This window comes from Heyndrickxia sp. FSL W8-0423 (assembly GCF_038009395.1).
Classification (GTDB): domain Bacteria; phylum Bacillota; class Bacilli; order Bacillales; family Bacillaceae_C; genus Heyndrickxia; species Heyndrickxia sporothermodurans.
The window spans coordinates 2100763-2122104 of record NZ_JBBPBE010000001.1; the positions used below are offsets into that span (position 1 = coordinate 2100763).

The 21342-nt window shown below is 37.5% G+C and carries 21 protein-coding genes and 2 pseudogenes; 15 read left to right on the plus strand and 8 right to left on the minus strand.

Features of this window, described 5'->3' with window-relative positions; genetic code table 11:
- Window positions 1-30: 30 nt before the first annotated feature.
- From MKY81_RS10635 to MKY81_RS10645, 3 genes are all read right to left on the minus strand, one after another.
- Window positions 31-1098: a 2-hydroxyacid dehydrogenase gene (locus MKY81_RS10635; protein ID WP_341117744.1), complete on the minus strand. Its 1068-nt coding sequence runs from the start codon at window positions 1096-1098 to the stop codon at window positions 31-33.
- Window positions 1099-1121: 23 nt separating this feature from the next.
- Window positions 1122-2384, minus strand: a complete 1263-nt coding sequence (locus MKY81_RS10640; RefSeq protein ID WP_341117746.1) for a PTS galactitol transporter subunit IIC — start codon at window positions 2382-2384, stop codon at window positions 1122-1124.
- A gap of 155 nt (window positions 2385-2539) precedes the next feature.
- Window positions 2540-3106: a glycerol-3-phosphate responsive antiterminator gene (locus MKY81_RS10645; protein ID WP_341117747.1), complete on the minus strand. Its 567-nt coding sequence runs from the start codon at window positions 3104-3106 to the stop codon at window positions 2540-2542.
- Between the two features lie 345 nt (window positions 3107-3451).
- Here MKY81_RS10645 and MKY81_RS10650 point away from each other — a divergent pair, with 345 nt between their 5' ends.
- The 3 genes from MKY81_RS10650 to MKY81_RS10660 are packed head-to-tail and all read left to right on the plus strand — an operon-like array spanning window position 3452 to window position 6312.
- A complete protein-coding gene (locus tag MKY81_RS10650; protein ID WP_341117748.1) occupies window positions 3452-4990 on the plus strand; it encodes an FGGY-family carbohydrate kinase in 1539 nt (512 codons plus the stop codon).
- Window positions 4991-5012: 22 nt separating this feature from the next.
- Window positions 5013-6068, plus strand: a complete 1056-nt coding sequence (locus tag MKY81_RS10655) for a 2-hydroxyacid dehydrogenase (RefSeq protein ID WP_341117750.1) — start codon at window positions 5013-5015, stop codon at window positions 6066-6068.
- Window positions 6069-6078: 10 nt separating this feature from the next.
- Window positions 6079-6312: an HPr family phosphocarrier protein gene (locus tag MKY81_RS10660; RefSeq protein WP_341117752.1), complete on the plus strand. Its 234-nt coding sequence runs from the start codon at window positions 6079-6081 to the stop codon at window positions 6310-6312.
- A gap of 73 nt (window positions 6313-6385) precedes the next feature.
- Here MKY81_RS10660 and MKY81_RS10665 read toward each other — a convergent pair whose 3' ends face one another.
- Entirely contained in the window at window positions 6386-6739 is a 354-nt protein-coding gene (locus tag MKY81_RS10665; protein ID WP_341117753.1) for a MarR family transcriptional regulator, read from the minus strand.
- Window positions 6740-6847: 108 nt separating this feature from the next.
- Window positions 6848-7813 carry an MBL fold metallo-hydrolase gene (locus tag MKY81_RS10670; protein WP_341117754.1) on the minus strand — a complete coding sequence of 322 codons (966 nt, stop codon included), beginning with the start codon at window positions 7811-7813 and terminating at the stop codon, window positions 6848-6850.
- A gap of 151 nt (window positions 7814-7964) precedes the next feature.
- On the opposite strand from MKY81_RS10670, the gene MKY81_RS10675 reads away from it, so the two are divergent.
- Complete coding sequence (locus tag MKY81_RS10675) at window positions 7965-8417, plus strand: DinB family protein (protein WP_341117755.1); 453 nt, start codon at window positions 7965-7967, stop codon at window positions 8415-8417.
- A gap of 19 nt (window positions 8418-8436) precedes the next feature.
- Here MKY81_RS10675 and MKY81_RS10680 read toward each other — a convergent pair.
- Window positions 8437-8682, minus strand: a pseudogene (locus tag MKY81_RS10680) (RDD family protein); the annotation flags it as partial.
- A gap of 275 nt (window positions 8683-8957) precedes the next feature.
- Between MKY81_RS10680 and MKY81_RS10685 the strand changes: the two are divergent.
- Entirely contained in the window at window positions 8958-9137 is a 180-nt protein-coding gene (locus MKY81_RS10685) for a hypothetical protein (RefSeq protein WP_341117756.1), read from the plus strand.
- Here MKY81_RS10685 and MKY81_RS10690 read toward each other — a convergent pair.
- Window positions 9101-10366, minus strand: a complete 1266-nt coding sequence (locus MKY81_RS10690; RefSeq protein ID WP_341117757.1) for an IS110 family transposase — start codon at window positions 10364-10366, stop codon at window positions 9101-9103. The two genes, MKY81_RS10685 and MKY81_RS10690, sit on opposite strands and share 37 nt — an antisense overlap.
- A gap of 161 nt (window positions 10367-10527) precedes the next feature.
- Between MKY81_RS10690 and MKY81_RS10695 the strand changes: the two genes are divergently transcribed.
- The 6 genes and pseudogenes from MKY81_RS10695 to MKY81_RS10720 all read left to right on the plus strand — a co-directional run bounded on the left by MKY81_RS10695 (window position 10528) and on the right by MKY81_RS10720 (window position 15315).
- Entirely contained in the window at window positions 10528-11040 is a 513-nt protein-coding gene (locus MKY81_RS10695; protein WP_341117758.1) for an ATP-binding protein, read from the plus strand.
- A gap of 177 nt (window positions 11041-11217) precedes the next feature.
- The gene (locus tag MKY81_RS10700) at window positions 11218-12111 is read left to right on the plus strand and encodes a polysaccharide deacetylase family protein (RefSeq protein ID WP_108071959.1); all 894 of its coding nucleotides are present in this window, start codon (window positions 11218-11220) and stop codon (window positions 12109-12111) included.
- A gap of 90 nt (window positions 12112-12201) precedes the next feature.
- Window positions 12202-12612 (plus strand): annotated as a pseudogene (locus MKY81_RS10705) (response regulator transcription factor); the annotation flags it as partial.
- Window positions 12613-13033: 421 nt separating this feature from the next.
- Window positions 13034-14260: an IS110 family transposase gene (locus MKY81_RS10710; RefSeq protein ID WP_108073350.1), complete on the plus strand. Its 1227-nt coding sequence runs from the start codon at window positions 13034-13036 to the stop codon at window positions 14258-14260.
- Between the two features lie 163 nt (window positions 14261-14423).
- Window positions 14424-14696 (plus strand): winged helix-turn-helix domain-containing protein, encoded by a 273-nt coding sequence (locus MKY81_RS10715; protein WP_445663928.1) that lies wholly within the window; start codon window positions 14424-14426, stop codon window positions 14694-14696.
- A gap of 85 nt (window positions 14697-14781) precedes the next feature.
- Window positions 14782-15315 carry a transporter gene (locus MKY81_RS10720; RefSeq protein WP_341117759.1) on the plus strand — a complete coding sequence of 178 codons (534 nt, stop codon included), beginning with the start codon at window positions 14782-14784 and terminating at the stop codon, window positions 15313-15315.
- A 57-nt stretch (window positions 15316-15372) separates the two neighbouring features.
- Here MKY81_RS10720 and MKY81_RS10725 read toward each other — a convergent pair whose 3' ends face one another.
- A complete protein-coding gene (locus MKY81_RS10725; RefSeq protein ID WP_341117760.1) occupies window positions 15373-16272 on the minus strand; it encodes a LysR family transcriptional regulator in 900 nt (299 codons plus the stop codon).
- A gap of 140 nt (window positions 16273-16412) precedes the next feature.
- Between MKY81_RS10725 and hpaI the strand changes: the two genes are divergently transcribed.
- From hpaI to hpaD, 4 genes are read left to right on the plus strand one after another with little or no spacing between them, the layout of a single operon-like run.
- A complete protein-coding gene (gene hpaI / locus MKY81_RS10730; RefSeq protein ID WP_341118768.1) occupies window positions 16413-17336 on the plus strand; it encodes a 2,4-dihydroxyhept-2-ene-1,7-dioic acid aldolase in 924 nt (307 codons plus the stop codon).
- Window positions 17337-17346: 10 nt separating this feature from the next.
- A complete protein-coding gene (gene hpaE / locus MKY81_RS10735) occupies window positions 17347-18828 on the plus strand; it encodes a 5-carboxymethyl-2-hydroxymuconate semialdehyde dehydrogenase (RefSeq protein WP_341117761.1) in 1482 nt (493 codons plus the stop codon).
- Window positions 18829-18831: 3 nt separating this feature from the next.
- Window positions 18832-20307 (plus strand): 4-hydroxyphenylacetate 3-monooxygenase, oxygenase component, encoded by a 1476-nt coding sequence (gene hpaB / locus MKY81_RS10740; protein ID WP_108071953.1) that lies wholly within the window; start codon window positions 18832-18834, stop codon window positions 20305-20307.
- 17 nt (window positions 20308-20324) lie between these two features.
- Window positions 20325-21308, plus strand: coding sequence for a 3,4-dihydroxyphenylacetate 2,3-dioxygenase (hpaD, locus tag MKY81_RS10745; protein ID WP_108071951.1), 984 nt, complete (start codon window positions 20325-20327; stop codon window positions 21306-21308).
- The last annotated feature ends 34 nt before the right edge of the window (window positions 21309-21342 follow it).

Genomic DNA, 21342 nt, shown 5'->3' on the forward strand with positions numbered 1-21342 from the left:
AAACTCCTCTTCATCAATAAGATATGGTCTCTATCCTTCATTCTTATTTGCAAATTTCTTGAGAAACAATTCCTTGGTTACGACATTTCTTGAAAGTTCACCAGTGAAAAGCTTTCGCATTTCTTTTGCTAATAGCTTTGGTGAATTCGTAAATGCATCAATAGTTCCACCTGATAGATGTGGTGTAACTGTTACATTATCAAGAGTTACTAATGGATAATCCTCGCCAGTTGGCTCCTTGTCAAAAACATCTAAGGCAGCACCAATAATTTTCTTATCCTTTAACGCTTGATATAGTGCATCCTCATCAATTAATCCAGATCGTGCCGTATTAATTAAATAAGCTGTTGGTTTCATCAAGCTGATTAAATCACGATTGATCATTTTTTCTGTTTCTTTTGTTAGACGTGTATGCAGGGACACAAAATCGGATTGCTGCATCAATTCTTCTAAGGACACTAGCTGAGCAATTTCATCTTGACCCGAAAAATACGGATCATACGCAATAATATTCATCTCAAACCCTTTTAATCGTTGGGCTACTTTTCTACCAATCTCCCCGTATCCTACTATCCCAACTGTTTTTCCTGATAGATCAGGGACCGATTCATAATTGGCATAGTCTCTAATCCAGTGACCTTTTTTCATATTTAGATGGCTTTTCGCAATGTTTCTGCACTCGCTTAATAACAGACCGACAGCAAAATCGGCAACCGCATTGGCATTTCTACCAGGTGTGTTAAAGGCAACAACTTCTTTTTCTTTCGCGTAATCTACATTAATATTTTCATAGCCAGCTCTTAAAACTCCAATTGCTTTAAGATTCTCACAGCAATCAATCACTTTTTTGTTTATTGGACAAAATTGCGTAATAAGAATGTCCGCGTCTTTAATAAAATCTAGAATATAGTCAGGAACTTCGTAGGCTTCGCTTCCTTTCGTTTCCACTAGTAGATTAATATTTTGAAGATCCTCATGGCTTTCATTTTTCCACTGAATCGTTTTCACTTCACAATTGTCTTCTTCAAATATTTTAAACCCTTCATAAATGTAATTTTCTGGAATTAATAAATCTCCAATCCCAATAATTTTCATCATAAATACCTCCTAATAATTGTATCTTATTTTCCAAATAGTTTGGCTAATTCAATTAATCCCCAACCTAATGGAGTATTATAGCTTGAAACAAGATTTCCCAATTCCTGTGATTTCACATTTTCAGGAAGACTAATATTCGCTTCTCCAGCTACAGCTGTGTAAATCTCAGATAAGGCTGTTCCTCCATACAAGGTAATGGTCAGGATAACAAGCCCTGTACAAAAGATTCTAAACATATTTTTCTTACAGAAAGGAGCTACCATCGAAATAATGAAAACGATAGATGCTAAATCCGCAAAAGGCAGCATTCTATTTCCTGGTAAAATAACAGCCAATATTAATGCTGCTGGAATTAAAAGAAATCCAGTGGCTAGAATACTAGGTTCTGCAATTAATAATGCTGTATCCATCCCTATATAAAATTCACGTCCTGGGAATTTCTTTTGTAGGGTCGTTTCCGCTGCCTCTCGGACAATCGTTACCCCTTCTACTACAACACCAACCATTTTTGGAAGCAAAAGCATAACCGCAGCGACTGTAACGGCTAACTTCATTACATGGCCAGCATCCCAGCCCGCTAAGATTCCCAACCCCGCACCTAAAAAGGTAGCCAATGCTAAAGGTTCGCCAAGAACACCTAGTTTTTTTGTAATACTATCTGGATTAAGATTAATTTTATTTAGTCCTGGAATTCGTTCAATGATGGCATTCACTAGAATACCTACAGGGACAAAAACTCCGCATGTCGCATGTACAAAGGATACTCCCTTCATCTTATACATTTCATGTATTTTAGGAGCTGTTTTATCAGCGATGATAAATGCGATGATATACATAATCATGCAAGCAATAAAGGCAATCACAATATTATTCGTTACATAATAGATCATTCCACCAGGTAATAATAAAAGCCAATAATTAAAGATATCGATATTAACTGTTTTCGTTTGTTTTAATAAAAGCATCAGTATATTGACAATAATGGCCCCTGCAACAACAAGCGGCACTAATGGCGATGCCCAGCCAATCGAAGCACCTGTTGGCCAGCCAGCATCAACTACTGTAAATTTCAAACCAAATCTTTGAACCATGTCCTGTGTTGCAGGTCCTAAACTATTTAGCAAGGTTGTTACAATTAAATCAATACCAACAAATCCCACCCCAACAAGCATGGCAGATTTAAATGCATTCCCAATTTTTACGCGAAAAACTAAAGCTAATATGAAAAAGATAATCGGCATCATAACGGATGGACCTAAACTGATAATTTCATTAAATATCGACATATTTTTCCCCCTATTTGACATAATGAATTCGAACATAATACTGAAAATCACAAGTAACGAATAGACTGCTCACCCCCTTAAAAAAACAAAAAACGACTAAAGCCTAATCAAACTTGCATTAGGCTCTAGTCGAATTCATTTCACCATTCAACTTATTATTTTGTTGTTAATTTCCATAAATCCTTACTGCTTGTAGCAACACCACTAAATCCTGCTTCTCTTGCGGTGTTTAATATTTCCTCATTGTCTACAAACCCACCTAATATCATGGGGACATCAAGTATTTGCTTTATTGTATTTATATATTTAATACCGTATATACCAGGTCTTAGCTCAATAAGATCTGTTTTCGATTCACCGATCGATTTTATTGCCGTATCCAATGATTTTGAATCCATCAAGGTGACTCTATGAATAGTAGTTAAACCTAGTGATTTCGCCATATTCACCTTTGAAGACCCTGATCCTATGACAATATCAACATTGAAAAGCTGATTGAGCAGCTTAATACCGACCTTATCCGTGTTTAAGCCACCAACTAATTCCATATTCACAATGACTTTTTTATTGGCTTTATGACACATTCCCACCATCGTTTTCAAATTACCTATATGTGTCTCACTCAACAAAATATAATCTGTATTTAACGTTAACGCATACGATAAATCTCTTACTCTTCTAATAGAAGGTATGATATGAAATGAGTCACGCCAATTATTCATCAATTTCACTTCCTAAGAAATTAAAACGCTTTCTTTATTCATTATGGTATCTCGTTAAATATTTCCTGTCAACCGCCTATTCGTTATTAAATTTTTTCATTCAAATAGATGATTCATACAATTTATTCCAATTTAATAGATTATTTTTTTAATATTGACTTCAATTTCATTTATCGTATAATAATTTTAATAACATTGAATTTTACCACTTATCCATCAAAACAAAATAGATAAGTTGAATAGTGATAAGAATTCAGCTAAAGCCCCGTTTGATTGAACGGTGTCTTTAGCTGTTTTTTTTCTAAAAATGTAAGGGTTTTCTTAAAAGAAATTGGGGGGAGAAAGATGACAAAGTATTTAATGGGCATTGATGCTGGCTCTACTTCCATTAAATCGGTTTTATTCGATGAAGCCGGAAATGTGATTGCCTCAGCAAGTTCTGAAAGCATGAGATTTAAGGTAAGAGGAAAAGGGTTTGAAGAATTTGGTGTTGATGATCTATGGGTATCAACAAGTAAATGTATTAAAGAAACGATACAAAAGGCTAATATCCATTCAAAGGATATTGTCGGTATCGGAGTTACTTCCTTTGGAAATGGACTTGTCATTCTTGATAAGGATGGAAATTCTATTGCTCCTGGAGCTTTTTCACATGACTACAGAGCGACTGACATCATAGAACTATACAAAAAAGAAGGCTCCTTGGACAAAATTAATGAAATTACAAAGGGAGCTCTATTTGCTGGAGAACCTGGCCCTATTTTACGCTGGTATAAAGAACACGAGCCCCATATTTATAACAAAATCGGTTCAATCTTAATGTTTAAAGATTATATTATGTACAAATTAACAGGCGTTTTTGCAACCGATGCAAATGTATTCGGTGGATCCAATATGATAAATATCGAAACTCTCGAGTACTCAAAAGAGCTCTTAGATTTATATGGAATTCCTGAGATGTTTGATAAACTACCAAAATTAGCGATTGAACCAACAGAGATTATCGGAATGGTTACACCTGAAGCTGAAAATTCTACTGGATTATCAAGCGGTACACCTGTTGTTGCAGGAATGATGGATATTTTGGCCTGTTTAGTTGGTGGCGGTGCAACGAATGAAGGCGTCATCACAGCAATTGCCGGTACTTGGTGTATTAATGAAACTCATTCAGACAGGATTATTCCGAATGCTTCCGCGAACATGCCCTATTTAACAAAAGGAAAATACTTAAACTGCTCCTATACAGGTGCTTCAGGTGCCAACTATGAATGGTTTACTAGAGTTTTAGGAGGCAGTGCAAAAATGGAAGCACAAAATAGAGGCGTTTCCTATTACGAGGTGTTAAATGAGCTAATCGATTTAGTTCCGATCGAAAAAGCGAAGGTCTTTTTCCATCCATTTGTTGCTCAGCCAAGTGTCCATGTGGAAGCAAAAGCAAACTTTTTTAACATTGACCAAAACACGACATATGCTGAGTTTGCCTATGCGGTTGCCGAAGGTGTTGCCTTTATGCATAGACATCATATTGATTTCTTAAAATCCGCTGGTTGTCCAGCAAATAAAATCCGTTTAAGTGGAGGAATTGCAAGAAGCAGAGTATGGGGACGCATTTTTGCGGATGTACTCAAACTTCCAATTGAAGTAGTCGATTGTGAAGAGGTTGGTGCTTTAGGTGTTGCTATTGCAGCAGGAATCGCAACAGGTCTATACAAAGATTATGATGATGCTGTAAATAAAGCCGTTAAAATCCTGCCAGCCATTCATCCAAATCCGAGCACCTTTGAGTTATATGATGAAAGATATCAAGAATGGCATCAGCTCATCGAAGTAATGAATATCTATTGGAATCAGAAGAATCAAAGAGTCGCAGAGCATCAGCATTAATCAAATTTTGGAGATGACTGAAATGGAAAAAGTAAAAATATTACTAGTATCCGATGGTGGAATAACTAACGAATTAATGGAGCAATTTTACGAACTAGAAGAATATGGCGCGGAGATTACATTAGTTGAGGATAAAGAAATGTATGCAATGGGTCCCATTACAGATCGGATGCTACAAATTGAATTAAACGGGATTGATGCCGCACCTACCTGTCAACCGTTATTGGAGGCTTGTGCAGACAAGCATATTATTGTTGTCCATGTTGCTTCAATTAATAAAGAGGTTATTCATGCGGCAAAGAAACTGAAAGTGGTAGCTGTTCTCCGTGGGGGAATAGAAAATGCTGATCTTACTGCCCTTACCGAAAAAGGAATTACATTAATCAATGCACCTTGGAGAAGCGCTCATGCGGTCGCCGATTTTTCGGTAGGTATGATGATTGCAGAAAATAAAAATATTGCGAGAAGCCATAAAATGATTTTTGATGGTCAATGGTGTAAAAACTATATAAACCAAGAGTATATCCATGACATGAGAACTCGTACAGTCGGCTTAGTTGGATTTGGACATATTGGCCAGCGGGTAAATGAAAGATTAGTAGGCTTCGGTTCAAGAGTCATTGTTTATGATCCATATATTGATCCGAAAATAATTGAAGAAGCAGGATGCATTTCTGTTACTTTCGAAGAGCTACTTAAGCAATCGGATTTTGTTTCTGTTCATTTACGTTTATCGGAAAAAACAAAGCATTTCTTCAGCGAAAAGGAATTTTCAAAGATGAAGAAAACAGCCTACTTCATTAACACTGCACGATCTGGATTAGTAGATACAAATGCATTAGTAAATGCGCTACAAAATAAAGATATCGGCGGTGCGGCAATTGATGTGTATGACATTGAGCCTTTACCAAATGATCATCCGTTTTTAAAGCTAAATAATGTGACCTTAACATCACATATCGCAGGAACCTCCGCAGATACAATGAGAAACTCCGTAGAAATTGGTTTAGAGGATTTAAAAAATTACCTGCAAGGCTTACCAATGAAAAATATCGTCAATCCAAAAATAAACAATTGAGGTGACAATGATGATCAATAAAACGATTAGACTAGATGCGGTCAATGATGTAAAAACATTAGTAGAAATTCTTTCTGACTATGATTTCGAGGTTGATATTATCAAAGGACGCTACATAATGAATGCAAAATCAATTTTAGGAATCTTTAGTCTCGATTTAACTCAACCCGTACTGCTTCGCATTCATTCAGATGCATGCGATGATTTACTAGAAAAAATCTCTCCGTTTATCATAAGTGAATGAACGTAACAAGGGGCTGTTAGGACGGCCCTTCTTACTTGATTGCGGAAGGAAGCTGACGGTACTGTCACTTAAGTCAAAAGTTCATTAGTTTTTGCTTCAATTCACTTAACACTTTTTTCCGTTCTTCATAACCATTATCGCCATCTTCCCAAAGTTCAAGGTCGGCACCTCGTTCAATTAAGTTAATTGTATTGCTACGGACTTGTTCTTGAAGACAGTTTTTCTCCATTTGTATCGCTGAAAGACCAATGAATACTAAGGACATTACCTCTAAGTCTTCATCCATATTAAATTCATCAAAATATTCCTCTAAAATTATTTGAGCTGCTTCTTCAACCGTTTTTCCTTCATTCAAGTAGTCAATAAAATTTTCTTTCACTTCACAAGTAGTATCGTCATCAAATATTCCTGTACCCCAAGTTCCCATATTTTTATCGCTCCTTTTTCATTTAAATTTTAGCCAAACAGGCATTTAGTAAAATAGCGTTTCATTTAACTAAACAACTTCCCTTCAAGAGTGGCTATATTCGCCTTTTTAGTCGTTTGATTTAGTGATCAAATCATATACTTTTTTCAAGTTTGACTTAAAATATGTGGAAAAGTACCAATCTTGATAAGCTTTTGGTACTAAAATATCATCGATACTTTTCTTACTTTGAACATGTTCCTCCACCAATGCTACGATATCGTTTATGTAACCTTTCACCTCATGAAGCTCTTTCATTGAACAAATTTCACCATGCCCAGGTACTATTGTTTCGATACTAAGTAATTCAACTTGCCCCAAAATGTTTAGCCATTCTTGTGGATTTGCATGATTCATTACTGGATGATGCTTAGAGAGCACTAGATCCCCCATTACAGCAATTTTTTCTTCAGGTAGGTACACGAATGCATCACTTTGCGTGTGACCGCCGCCATATGTGATGAGCTGTACAGTCCGCTCACTACCATAAATACGCATCTGTTGATCAAAGGTCATCGTCGGTAATGTATACACCAAATGGGGGAGCATTTTCATGTACTCTCTGTCACTAGCATTTTCCCATTCCATATCCTTTTTTAACCTTTCATCCATCTCCTGCTGTGCTTTCTTCTCAGCCTCGTCAATAGCCTGATAGATTGGTTGAGGGTTTGATAGTTGCTGGGCTAACCGTTTTTCTCCAAATGTAGCCATAATTTCACGTGTAATAGAGGTAGAAATTATTTGTGCTTTCGTGATAAACACTTGATTCCCACTCGTATGATCACTGTGCCAATGCGTGTTGACTACATAGGAAACTGGATTTCCCGTGAGGTACATTGCAGCAGCCTGCAAATCTTCTGCAGCTTGTATTGTCGTGAAAGTATCCACCACAAGCGTTGAATCACCTAAATCTATGATTGCTGCATTCCCTAAAGAACCGGTACCAGGAACAGAGATTACTGCAAATACACCCTCAGCAACTTGATTTAGTCGGAAATGCTTTGATCCTTTAAATGTTGCGCTTCGATTTTCCATGTGTTGTTCTCCCTCCTGAAATCCCACCTTTATCGTATCATGGAAATGAAAATGAACTATATACATTTTTCTATTATTTAATTGAATTAAATTTAAAGGATTTTATCTGCTTTATACCGAAATATCTTTTACATAAAAGGAGGGAATGTAAATGAAACAAGCCAAGCAAATGATGAACGCATGGTTACAGCATCGAAATGTGCTAGAGGAAATGCTCACACAAATTGATGACGAGCATATTAACTTTAAACCGTGGGAAGGTGCGATGGGACTAGGTGAGCTCGCCTTACACATTGCTGGGTGGAATGATGTGTTCGTTAATATGGTAAAAACGGAAACCTTTGCGGCACCAGACATACCTGAATGTCAAACAATGGATGATGTGCGCCAAGCAGTACAGCAGTTCACAGAAAAAACGAAAACAGCCTATGAATCCATTTCTGACGATGAATTACAAACAGAAAATCAATCGTCACATCCGAAGCTAAAGGGACCAAAGATGAATTACCTTACAATTATGTATGAACATGAAATCCATCATAAAGGACAGCTTTTCATGTATGCTCGTATGGTCGGTGTGAAAGAACTACCATTTTTCCGATAATAGCCATATGGCTATTTTTTTATAAGTTTGTAGAATCTACATGTGCCACATAGGTCCCACCTATAAAATCATGAATCGCGCGCTTATCCTTGCGGAAAATAACCATACTAACAATCGTCGCAACTCCAAATGTAATATAAGATAATAGAAACTTTCCAATCACTTCTCTTAAAAACATATGGTACAAATCTACTTGACTATGATTGATTGATTTAATTTGAATATGACAGATACGCTTGCCAATAATATATCCCTTCCATATAACAGGAACTCCCTCAGTTTGATACGTTTATCTCTTAAATGCTCACTTATTCGCAGGATTTCATAACCCTTGAATTAAATTAGTTGATAAATGAAATGAGTTCAGTTTATTTTGGCTCCGTGAAGGCATAGTTAAATAAAGGAGTTAGCTACTACTCCACATTTTACCATATAATGTACATCTCCACGCCGCCCCTGGAGGCTTTCCCTCCCATGTCTCAACGGGTCATTCGCCCTCTCATTCCTTCGTCATGCCTATCCAAGGGGTGGAGGCCAGTTATGCTAAATCGAATGGGTCACATTGCCCTTTTGTTGGAGAAACCTGGTACTCCGTACATATTTGAAATCCTACGAATAAGACAATATTCAAAATCTATGTTAAGTATTTTAAATGATACATTTTATATAACGATTGTTTATTTTTATGCTGCTAATACTTGGACTTTATTTGGACAGTAAGATTCGTTTCGTCGTGCTATTCCTACAATAATCCTTGCTAGTTTGCCTATCAGTTTCATTATTGATTTCATTTTCTTTATCTTCTTAACCCTCACATTATGGGAATGGATAGCTTTAAACTCAGGGTTATTCACCACAAGGCTCATAGTTGCTAAGTAGAGGAAGCGTCGAAGTCTTGACCTACCACGTTTCGAAATGACAATCTGCCCTTTCCATTTACCTGAACTTGCTTCAGCTAGGTGTAGTCCTGCATGACGTAACAGAGAATTTCCATGAGAAAATCCAGATAGATCACCTGCTTCGCCTAAAATCCCTGCTAATGAGATTTCGCTTATACCTTTTATCATAAGCAGTTTCTTTGCGAATGATATTTGATTGAGGACTTCTTTTACTTGTTGTTCAACCCTTTCGAGTTGTTTTACTGCTAGGTCATATTCTTCTAATAATTGTTCTAAGTGAAATTTATAAGCATCAAATGCTTGTCCAGTTCCAATTGAAGATTTTGCTAGACTGATCAATAATTGAGCTTTTTTAAGTCCTGGTTGCCTTTTCATTAATGATTTCCATCCCGTCATGACATCTAGTGACTCCATTGAAGATATTTCATCTGGCGTCGGAAACAAACGGAGGGTTGCGATGGCCCCTTTGCACGAAACATCTTTAAACACTTGTCGCAGTTCTGGAAAGACAACATCAACCCATCTATTTATTTGATTAATAGACATTACGAGACGTTTTACAATCACATCTCGATTAGACATTAGAACTCTAAGTTTCTCAAACGACTCTGACGTTGGTCGGATAAAGGAATAGTATCCATTTTTAACCATATCTGCGATAACGAGTGCATCTTTTTTATCACTTTTGGATTGGGTATTATCACGATTCTCTTTATTTCTTTTTACTAGGTGTGGATTGACTGTAACTACCTCAATGTTTTGGTTATATAACCATTTTGATAGGTTAAGCCAGTAATGTCCTGTAGGCTCCATACCTACTATTACTGCATCTAAGTTCTTTAGTCTTTTTAACTCTTGGATCCAGTTCAATAGTTTAATAAATCCTTCTTCATTATTTTCAAAAGTAAGAGGATCCCCAACTACAATTCCACGGAAGTTAACTGCTCTTGCAATGTGTATTTGTTGAGCGATATCCACACCTACAATAAGATGTGTATCGGAAATTCTTTCTATGAGTTGATTTTGTTTGTCTTGCATTTTAAAATTCATTTAGAGCTTCCTCCTTAAAGTTCTGAGTTAGAGTAGTGTCTATACTCATAATCTTACTGAGGGGCTCTATTTTTTTCAAACCTGATATTTAACGATCTACAGGAATGCTAATGGAAGCACAATTAAATAACAAGACTTATTTCAGCATCATACAGTCAGAAATGGACAGAATCGAACTTATTCTTAGCGAACTGTTGATACTTGCCAAACCTCAAGATTTAAAATTTGAACGAGAAAATTTGAGTTCCTTAATTGAGGAGGTCAAAACGTTAATTGACACACAGGCAATAATGAATAATGTCCAAATCTATATTCTTAATGAATATCAAGATCTAGTAGTGAAATGTGATAGAAATCAGTTAAAACAAGTGTTCATTAATTTCTTGAAAAACGCAATTGAAGCTATGCCAGAAGGCGGAATTGTTACAATTGAAATAAAAAAACTAGGTACAAATAAGTTGAAGATTTTCTTTAAAGATACAGGTATAGGTATTCCACAGTCTATTTTAAAACGAATAGGTGAACCATTTTTTACAACTAAAGAAAATGGAACAGGATTGGGGATAATGATTTCAAAGCAAATCATTGAAAACCATAATGGAACCGTTCATTTTTGGAGTGATAAGAAGGGCACAATGATTGAAGTAATATTACCTATAGATAATAAACAATAAGAGCCTTAATTGTTATTAATTTCGAATAATAATGGTATAAATTTCTCAACCTGATTAATACAGATCATATCTCGGTTAAAAAGTAAATTATCAAATTGTAACTTCTTTGTCACCCTTTGTAGGAAATATGTCTTATACTTAAATTATATTAATCATTTTAGGTGGTAGGGCGGACAAATGAAAATGCGGAGGCTTAATAGAAGAGGAAAAATTACATTATTTAGTTTAATTGTAATCATTGCCTCTATTACGGTAGGGTTTCAATTTCATAAAAAACAACTTACAGAACAAACGGCTGTTGTTGCAGCGATGGCGAAAGAAAACGTCAATAAAACGAAAAAAAGCCATGAAGAAAAAAATACTGGAACATCAAAGGATAAAAAAAGCGTAGAAAAACATCAAACTTCTGAAAAAAAAGAAAAAACATCGTCCAAAATATATAAAAAGCCTTCTATTCCAATTGTAAAACCTTCCGAGGAAAAAGTAATTTACTTAACATTTGATGACGGTCCTTCTAATAGAATAGAAGATTTAATGAATACATTGGAAAAATATAAGGCAGATGCTACATTCTTTTGGTTAGAGCCTAATATAAAAAGATTTTCAAAAGAGGCAAAGGATGCGGTAAAACGGGGATTTTCCATTGGACTTCATGGAGTCACCCATGATGCGAAGAAAATTTATGCATCAAGTCATTCAGTTGTAAATGAAATGGATACAGCCAATCATACACTCAAAGAAATAACTGGTAAGTCTACTAGACTAATAAGAACTCCATATGGGAGCTATCCATATATGACGCCAAAATATAAAGCGGCGGTAGATAACGCAGGATTTATATTGTGGGACTGGAATGTGGATAGTATGGACTGGAAATTTAAGAATGGTCGTTATATAAACGAGGTTATTCAACAAGTCGAAAATTTAGAAAGCAAAAACATAACCCCAGTCATTTTACTCCATGATCGGGCAGAAACGATTAACAGTCTTCCAAAACTATTAAATTATTTTAAAAAGAATGGATATACATTTAAAAAAATTAAGCAAAACATTATACCAATTCAGTTTTAAAACAATCATTGTACAATGCCTCCATGTTTGTGGGGGTTTTCTTATTATTTTATAATAACAATAGAATGAATTGAAAAGGAGGTTTATTGGATGTCCTCGATTCTTTTGTTAGAAGATGAAATGTCGATTAGAAGTTTTATTAGTTTAAATTTAAAAAAGGCAAATTTAACCGTATATGAAGCAGAAACTGGAGAAGAAGCGTTAGAAATATTTCATGCACATCCCGATATCGATATCGCACTTCTAGATGTCATGCTTCCCGGGATCGATGGGTTTGAGGTGTGCAAAGAAATTCGAAAAAAGAATCAACGAATTGGAATCATTATGCTAACAGCGAAAGCACAGGAAGATGATAAAGTAATAGGTCTTGATACCGGTGCAGATGATTATATAACGAAGCCATTCAGTATGAAAGAATTAGAGGCGAGAATCAGTTCTTTACTTAGAAGAATAAAAGCAATAGAAACTGTACCTAAACAAAATGTCATCTCCATTCCTCCTCGTATAATAAGTTTTAGAAATTGCTTTTATTGTTCTTTGATAACTAAATAATTAAGATATTGCTATCTATGATGGAGGCAATGCTGCTCTCTCTTTATATTCATAAATAGCACAACCCGAATTGCTTGGATACTGGGGGATATCCCTGGATAATAGACATTGGAATGGATCCAACTGGGAATATGCTGTTTCCTCCTGTAGTTCGACTACGATTAAAGACTGTGACCCAGACAATGGTTGTACTGCAAACACACAAGCTGTATCGGTGTATTTCTATACCAATGTTAGTGGACATTGGGGCAGCTTTTAGAGACGCACCTTTTGAATACTCATACGCGAGGCTGTTGCCAGACCATTGTTTCTAGGGATATCCCGCAGTATCCAAGCTTATTCCATAATCAAATGAAAGGAGGTCCTTTCCGTGAATTTATTTGTAGGTATTGATGTAAGCTCTAAAAAACTTGATGTGTGTTTTCTGGACAGCGAAGACACACGTTTAAAAGAAACGACTTTTCCAAACGATATTCATGGAGCGAACCAGATTAAAGAAAATATCTTAGCTTATCATGGACAATCCCATTACGAAAAAATCATTGTCGGCATGGAATCCACCTCTGTGTATAGCTTTCACCCTGCGCATCTTTTAGATAACGATGCCGACTTAAAACGGATTGGGGTGGAAGTGGTGGTTCAAAATCCAAAGGCGATCCATCGGTTTAAAGGCTTATTTGAAGAAGATAAAACCGATAAAATTGATGCATTTCGGATTGCCGACTTTCTTCGGTTTGGGCGCTATAATAAAACCATCATCAAGGAAGAAAAGTATGTTGCCCTTCAGCGTTTAACGCGTTCTCGTTATCAGGTCATTCATCAATTGACCGAGTGTAAGCAGCATTTCCTTGAAAATCTCTATTACAAGTGCAATACATTGACCAATGAAGTAGATACTTCTGTTTTTGGTTCGACCATGATGGAGTTGTTCGCTGAATCCTTTTCGCTGGATGAGATCGCTCAGATGGAGCTGGAAGAGCTGGCTGAGTTCCTTCAAGAGAGAGGAAAAGGTCGCTTTCGTCAGCCAGAAAAAGTTGCGAAATCCATCCAAAAGGCGATTCGTGACTCCTACCGTTTAGGCAAGGTCGTACAGGACTCCGTTGATGTCGTATTGGCCACCTATGCCAAACTCATTCAAACACTTAAAAACCAGGTCAAAGAGTTAGAAAAAGGGATTGAGTCCCTATTTCACATTATTCCAGAAGGACAGTGCTTGAAAAGCGTGCCGGGTATTGGTCCGGTTTATGCGGCAGGGATTATCGCCGAAATCGGTCAAATTGATCGATTTGAAACACAAGCGCAAATAGCTAAATATGCCGGTCTCTTCTGGAAAAAATCGCAATCAGGCGACTATGAATCGGAACGAACACCACGAGTCATGTCGGGAAATCAGTATCTTCGTTATTACTTAGTTGAAGCTGCCAACTCGGTCCAACGAAATGAACCCGCCTATCGTGAATTTTACTTAAAGAAGTATAAAGAAGTTCCGAAATTTCAACACAAAAGAGCCCTTGTCATGACTGCAAGAAAATTAGTGCGTTTGGTGGATGTGCTACTACGCAATCACCAACTCTACACGCCAAAAAGGAGCGTGTAACTCAAAAGCAAATAGCTGCTTTTGAATCCTTTCAGCAAACCCGAACAAGCGTTCTTGTGATGGTGCGGGTTTAGTTCAGTGCGCCTTTTTTTCCTTTGAAAGTCCAAAATCAACTTTATTTTTTATGGATTTTCTCTTGACTTATTACCACAAGTCTTTTTCGTTGGACAAAAGTAATAATACGATTTCTAAAAATAATCAACTCATTAATTTAACCCCTACCGAATTTGAATTAATAAAATTTTTAATGGAAAATGAGAACCAGCCTATTTCCAGAGATCAATTACTAGATCATGTTTGGGGACAATCTTTTGTCGGTGATTTGAAAATTGTAGATGTAAATATTCGCAGGATTAGAAAGAAAATTGAGGATTGTCCATCAGATCCCCAATTTTTAAAGACGTATTGGGGAATCGGATATATTTGGAAAAGGTGATTATCTATTTTAGATAAGGGCATGCACCTATTTTTACTTTGATACATATTTTATCTAGGGAAAAAGATGGGAAGGAGAATTAGGTATGTATTGGGATAATGACTATTATAGACAACAACTTCTCCCAAATCTAGGTAATATGAATCATTTAGGCGGATTGTTAAAGCCTTTTCAAGGGAGTGGCAATAACCAAGGGTTTCCGTTTGGAAACACAACGGGACAAGGGCAATGGCATCCGACTGGTCCGCCGCCGGGACAAGGGCAAGGATTTCCTTCGGGTCCACCGCCAGGGCAGGGACAAGGACAAGGATTTCCACCGGGCCCACCACCGGGACAGGGGCAAGGACAAGGATTTCCACCGGGCCCACCACCAGGAGCCGGACAAGGGACGCAATCCGGCAGTCATTCGTCTAGTCCATCCGTTTATGCGGTAGACCCGGGTGCATTTAAAGGATGTTTACATCGATACACAAGAGTGCGTTTACGTAATGGCCAAAGATTTTGGTTTTATCCAACCTTTATCGGAAGAACATCAGTTGCCGGATACAGATGGATTAACAATCGATGGAGATATGAAGGGATGGACACCAATCGGATTGTTTCGTTTAACTGTTCCTAAAAGTTTATAAACAATTATACTAAGATCATATTACTATTCTAATATGGTCTTTTTTTGTTAATCTAACTGAACCCTTTCTTCAAACATTTCAATGAAATTTTTCGCACTTTTCGGCAAGTAACGGTCTTTACTCCATATAAGTGCGGATTCCGCTACGATATTTGTATTTTCTATTTGAAGAACTTGAACATTCGACGTCTGGAAAGAAAGCAATGAGTATTTTGGAATAATCGTGGCTCCCATTCCTTTCGAAACGAGGGATAAAATCATCGTCACATCCGGGCATTCACAGATGGTATTCGGTTCAAATCCATGTCTTCGGCATTCATCGACTACCAGTTCATATTGTCCGGAACCTTTAATGCGATGAAGGAGCAAAAGCGGAATCCCCTTTAATTGCTCCATTCTTATTGTTGAAGAACAGAGGTTCATCTCTCGTACCCACTTATGATGAAGGACGGCTACGTAGGGATCTTTTGATAAATGCAAATAGGAAAACTCCGATAAATCCATTGGCAGACGGGTAACACCAATATCAATCTCCTTATTTTTTATCTGTTCACCTATGACAAATGAATCGCCTTCCCTTAATTGGATGGAGACAAGGGGATATTTTTTCACAAAATCCGGAAGTCTTTCTGAAAAGAATGAAAAGCAAGATTTGGATGCACCTAATGAAAGAGTTCCCCTACAACCCTCGTCTGTTTCTTTCACTTCTATAATCGTTTCTTCAAGTTGATGAATTAATTTCTGCGCCTTTCTATATAAAACCTTTCCAGCATTCGTCAATTCTAATTTCTTCCCGCTTCTCTCGATTAATTTAACCCCGAGTTCCTCTTCTAAAAGTTTTAATTGATGACTTAATGGAGGCTGGGCCATATGGAGTTTTTTTGCTGCACGAGTAATTTGGCCTTCCTCAACGATCGTTGAAAAATATTGCAACTGCCGTATATCCATTTCATCCCACCTAATGCATACTTTTAAAGTATATAAAACAAATATTTTAAATATTTTAAATATACTTTACCATATGCTACATTCGAAATGTAAGGGTTTTCAAAAAATACATACTTTTAAGGAGTGTGAAAGACTTGAAAATGTTTGAGGAAGCAAAGCAAAAGCTGAGAGGGTCAATTGCACCAATCGTCACACCATTCCACGAAGATTATTCCATTGATTATGCAACATTTGAAAATCTAATTGATTGGCATATTAGTAGTGGAACACACGCCATTTCTGTAACAGGTACAACCGGTGAACCAAGTTCCCTTACTGTGGAGGAACGGATTCGCGTAATGGAAACAGCCGTTAAGAAAATCAATGGAAGAGTTCCTTTCGTACCAGGAACTGGATCAACTAATCATCAGGAAACACTTTATTTGACAAAAAAAGCACAAGAAATGGGTGCCGATGCTGCACTTGTCATTGTCCCTTATTATAATAAGCCTTCACAGCATGCTTTATATAAGCATTATAAAATTGTCGCCGATTCAGTTGATATCCCCATCATCGTCTATAACATCCCCGGAAGAACAGCAACCAATCTTCATGTCGATACGCTCGCAAGATTACATGAGGACTGCCCTAATATCATCGGAGTGAAAGAATCCAACAAAGATTTTGAACATGTGAATCGTGTCCTTCTTAAATGTGGGAGAGATTTTCTGCTTTACTCAGGAATTGAATTATTATGTTATCCAATGCTTGCTATCGGTGGAGCCGGACATATTAGTGCCACAGCCAATGTTGTCCCTGGAAAAATAGCCGATCTCTATAATACATGGGTGGCCGGTGATGCGCAAAAAGCGTTAGATCTGCATTTTGAATTAATGGAGTTAAATGATGTCCTATTTAAAGATACAAATCCTGCACCGTTAAAGGCTGCATTAGGAATGATGGGGAAAATTAAACCGGTCTTACGTTTACCGATGGATCTGCCAACTGCCGAATTGCAAAGCGAAATTCGTGACGTATTACAGCATCATGTAGCATTAACGGATGAAATCGCAGCGAAAGGATAGGAGGGAAGAAATGAGTAATTTAAAAGATATTCAGCTTTATATCAATGGTGAATTTGTTGATGCTGCTTCAGGCAAAACATTTGAAAATATAAATCCATTTACAAATGAAGTAATCAACTATATTGCTGAAGGTGATGCCGCAGATATTCATGTGGCCGTAGAAGCGGCACATCGTGCATTCCACGGTGAATGGGGGCAATTGAAAGTAAGTGAACGATTAAAATATATTTATAAAATTGCTGATTTAATTGATGAACATATTGAAGAGATTGCTCCTTTGGAATCAATGGATACAGGGCTGCCTATCAGCCAAACGAAAAATATGGTGGCTCGATCTGCACAAAATTTTCGCTTCTATGCCGAAATGGTTTCCAATCGTTTAGTCGGTGAAGCATATCAGGTCGATGATGAGTTTATTAACTATACGATTCACAAGCCGATTGGTGTAGCGGGATTAATTACCCCATGGAATGCTCCTTTTATGCTTGAAACATGGAAGATTGCTCCCGCTCTAGCGACAGGAAATACAGTCGTATTAAAGCCTGGTGAATGGTCTCCGGTGACAGCCAATCGATTAGCGGAAATTATTGACAAAGCCGAACTTCCAAAAGGTGTATTTAATGTGGTACACGGTTTTGGAGAAACAGCAGGTGCCTCACTTGTCGCCCACCCAAATGTGCAATTAATTTCTTTTACAGGTGAAACGACAACGGGTTCGGAAATTATCAAAAATGGCGCAGATACACTAAAAAGAGTATCCGCTGAACTAGGGGGAAAATCACCAATCATTGTTTTTGACGATGCTGATTTTGATCGAGCTCTTGATGCATGTACATGGGGGATCTTTTCTTTTAACGGTGAACGTTGCACAGCAAATTCAAGATTATTTGTTCAAGAATCAATTTATGAACAATTTGTTGATGCATTAAAAGAACGAATACCAAAGATTATTGTCGGTGATCCGCTTAATAATGAAACAGAGGTCGGACCGCTTATTCATATCGAACATTTTAACAATGTGAAAAAATATATCCAACTAGCGAAAGATGAAGGGGCTGAAATCTATAGTGGAGAAGTTCCAAAAGAATTCGGAAAAGGAAATTTTGTTCCACCAACATTGCTGTTAAATGTGACGAATGAAATGCGAGTGGCACAAGAAGAAATATTTGGTCCTGTTATGGCAGTAATGAAATTTACGGATGAAAAAGAAGTGATTCGCCTGGCAAATGACACGAAATACGGTCTAGCAGGTTACGTATGGACAAATGATATAAAACGCGGGCATCGGGTAGCTCAAGGTGTTGATTCAGGCATGGTTTGGATTAATTCACAAAATGTGAGGGATCTTCGTATTCCATTCGGTGGCAGTAAATATAGCGGAATGGGCCGTGAAGGAGGACATTACGCATTTGACTTTTATACAGAAACACAAGTGGTCCATGTTGCCTTAAGTGCCCATCATATTCCGCAATTTGGAAAAAAGGAGAAATGATAGATGCCGGCAAAAACAGGAAAAGAGTATATTGAGAGATTAAAAAAAGCAAATAACAATATTTATATACACGGAGAAAGAGTAAATGACGTAACAGAACATGCGGCGTTTAAAAATGTCATTCAATCAATGGCGAAATTATATGATCTTCAATACGAAAAGGAAGACAAATTATTATACAAATCACCAACTACAGGTGAGAAGGTTGGAATGACATTTTTACAGCCGAAAACGATCGATGACTTAATAGCAAGACGAATGGCGATGACAGAATGGGCGAAAGTTTCAGGCGGGATGATGGGACGTTCTCCTGACTATCTGAATGCGGAAGTTATGGCGATGGGAGTTGCTTATGATTTCTTTTCCGAAGGGGACCCGTCCCTAGCTGAAAATGCGAAAAACTATTATGAATATGCGCGAGAAAACGATATTAGTTTAACCCATACATTAATCCATCCTCAAGTGAATCGCGCGAAAGCACAGCATGAGCAAAAAGATGCTAATGTGGCCCTTCATCTCGTCGAGAAAAATAAAGATGGAATTATCGTTGATGGAATTAGACTTCTTGCCACACAAGGTGGAATCACAGACGAAATTCTCGTTTTTCCTTCAACAGTTAAAAAGGCCGGCGAGTTAGATGATCCATACTCACTTGCATTTGCAATACCGAATAATACTCCCGGATTGAAATTTATTAGCCGAGAATCATTTGATTATGGAAAAAATCAATGGGATCATCCACTTTCTTCTCGTTTTGAAGAAGGGGATGCGATTGTCTCCTTTGAAAATGTTTTTGTCCCTTGGAACCGAGTATTTGTATGCGGAAATTCATCGATATGTAATCGTACCTTCCGTGAAACGAATGCGGTCGTTCATATGGCCCATCAGGTAGTTGCCAAAAATATTGTAAAAACGGAATTTCTTCTCGGATTAGCTCTTTCCGTAATGGATGCAATTGGAATTGATCAATTCCAGCATGTTCAAGACAAAGGAACAGAAATTATGTTAGCACTTGAGACAATGAGAAGTCATTTGTATAGGGCGGAGCATAATGCGAAGCTTGATAAATGGGGAACGATGACACCTGATTATGCTGCACTTGATGCTGCGCGTAATTGGTATCCAAGAGTTTATCCAAGATTAGTAGAAATTTTAAGAATCTTAGGGGCATCTGGATTGATGGGCATTCCTACGCAAGCAGATTTCCAAAATGAAGATATTGGTGCATTAATTGATCGGGGTTTACAGGGGAAAAATCTTGAAGGATATGAACGCGTGCAATTATTTCGATTGGCATGGGATATGACAATGAGTGCGTTTGGAAGTAGACAAATGCATTACGAATATTACTTTTTCGGGGATCCGATTAGAATGGGAATGACCTATTTTGAAGGATATGAAAAGGAGCCATATAAGGAAATCATTCGCGATTTTCTCGGTCAAGTTAAATCAGATAAATCCAGCTTTTTAAATGTGTAATAGCGGGGGGAAGTATGGTGAATTTTAATATCATTCGAGCGGCTAGAGCGGTATTGAACGTGACAAATCTAGAAGAATCAAGACGTTTCTATGTTCATGCACTTGGATTTATTGAGACGGAAAGTGATGACAAACATATTTACTTGCGTGGTCTTGAAGAACATACCCACCATAGCCTAGTGCTGAAAAAAAGTGACCGACCTAGTGTAGAAGCAATAAGCTATAAAGTTTTTGCAGAAGCAGATTTGGATACATTATCCGCGTTTTTTACAGAAAAAGGGTATCGGATTAAGTGGATGGAATCTGGTTCGCAAAAGGCGATGGGGCGGACGTTAAGGGTGCAGGATGTTTCCGGACTCCCTCTTGAGTTTTTTGCAACGATGGATCCCGTAGATCGTTTGTTGCAGCGCTATGATTTGTATAAAGGGGCAAAAGTTCAGCGTATCGATCATTTTAACTGTGCTGTAACCGATGTCGAGAAAGCATACAATTTTTACATTAATGAACTCGGATTTGCTTGTTCCGAGTACACAACTGCCGATGATGAAAAAATATGGGCCGCTTGGCTTCATCGTAAACCGACAGTACATGATGTAGCATTTATGAATGGGGTAGGACCGCGACTTCACCATGTCGGTTTCTGGCTAAGTGATCCGATGAGTGTGATTCATACTTGTGATGTGTTGGCATCATTAGGTTATGGCTCAAGCATCGAGCGAGGACCTGGACGACATGGCTTATCAAACGCCTTCTTCCTTTATTTACGAGATCCAGACGGACACAGAATCGAGTTGTATAACGGAGATTACTTAACAAGTGATCCAGACTTTAAACCGGTAAAATGGGATCTAGACGATCCAATGCGCCAAACCTTTTGGGGCCATGCAGCACCAGATTGCTGGTTTAACGAAGCATCAACCGTTTTAGATATCCATACGGGGCAGGCCGTCGAGACAGGCGACCCGAAATTAGAAAAGAAAAAGCCGACGATTATTATTTAGATAGACTAATTTTGATAGAAAGGAGGGAGTGGAG